Source organism: Escherichia sp. TW14182 (assembly GCF_000208525.1).
Classification (GTDB): Bacteria; Pseudomonadota; Gammaproteobacteria; order Enterobacterales; family Enterobacteriaceae; genus Escherichia; species Escherichia ruysiae.
Genome location: NZ_AEJZ01000495.1, coordinates 1 through 1,094, shown reverse-complemented (window position 1 = coordinate 1,094; position 1,094 = coordinate 1). Strand labels below are relative to the sequence as shown.

General features: G+C 44.5%; 3 protein-coding genes. 1 reads left to right on the top strand and 2 read right to left on the bottom strand.

Annotated features, from left to right (window positions below; translation table 11 throughout):
- Both EQY_RS0123620 and EQY_RS0123615 read right to left on the bottom strand, forming a co-directional pair.
- A partial coding sequence (locus EQY_RS0123620; RefSeq protein WP_000702032.1) for a toxin YdaT family protein occupies positions 1-197 on the bottom strand: 197 nt, incomplete at its 3' end.
- Positions 181-456, bottom strand: coding sequence for a transcriptional regulator (locus tag EQY_RS0123615; protein ID WP_000171139.1), 276 nt, complete (start codon positions 454-456; stop codon positions 181-183). The genes EQY_RS0123620 and EQY_RS0123615, both read right to left, overlap by 17 nt.
- Before the next feature lie 104 nt (positions 457-560).
- Between EQY_RS0123615 and EQY_RS0123610 the strand changes: the two genes are divergently transcribed.
- Positions 561-1,025 carry a helix-turn-helix domain-containing protein gene (locus tag EQY_RS0123610; RefSeq protein WP_001253183.1) on the top strand — a complete coding sequence of 155 codons (465 nt, stop codon included), beginning with the start codon at positions 561-563 and terminating at the stop codon, positions 1,023-1,025.
- Positions 1,026-1,094 lie beyond the last annotated feature (69 nt).

Here is a 1,094-nt window from a genome sequence, read left to right as displayed (position 1 = left end):
TGCGCTTCCGTTTCACCTTTTAACCAACGGTGATAGATATTCTGCTGATTGTTCCAGTCCCTGCCTGGCACCAAGGGCAATTCGCCGCCCCCCTGGCGCAGATATTCTTCAGTAATTGCATTGGCTACCCATGCCTGCCCTTTTTCAGCGGCCAGGGCTAACAGCACTGATTCAATGTGCTCATGCCTGATTTTCATGAATCAACTCCTGTGCATTTTGTGTGTTAGCTTTACATCCAACAGGTAAACCATCGGTCGGATTCGGGTAGATATCAGGCCGAAGTTCATGAGGTGTAACCTCGAAATTCGTAGCCTCCGCGATACGCAATACCTTTTCGGGGCTTAACTGACTACGGCCAGTAGCTACGAGGCTAATCATTGATTGCGAACAACCAGCGAGTGCAGCCAAACAAGACTGTCGTACACGATTTTTTTTCAAATATTCATCTAATGTCATAAGGGTCACCTTAGTAATGCCTGTCAAAATATTAACTATATTAATTTAAATGATCAATACCTATATCAGTTTGAGATTATGAGTTGTGTTCATAAGATGGTGGTATGAGAAGAAAACGCGAAGAAATCGCATCGCCAGAAGCTACGCAGCGTCTGCGCGCAGTCTGGGATGCCAAAAAAAGAGAGCTCAAACTGACTCAGGAGCTTGCTGCTGAGCTAATGGGCTTTGAGACTCAATCCACAGTTAGCCACTATCTCAACGGAAAGGCTCCACTAAACACTGATGCAGCATTAAAATTCGCTGTATTACTAAGAGTTAAGCCTGAAGAGTTGAGGCCTGATTTAGCTGATCTGATGAATTACGTCCGTTCCTCAGGAACTTATGACGAAAGTTTCGAAGGCGAAGGTTGGCGGATGGTTAACAAGCAACAAGCTGATTTACTGGATCTTTTTGAAATCCTACCCGAATCAGAAAAAGCAAAACTAATCGAAAGGCTTAAAGGTCAGAATGAACTCTACAAAGAAGCGTTTGAAAAGATGCTGGCAGCTCAGAAACGCATGAAGAAATAGCTCCCGTAACCTCGTAACTAAACCGCCATTTTTGGCGGTTTTTTTTTTCCCTCTGCACCCCCCCCTTTT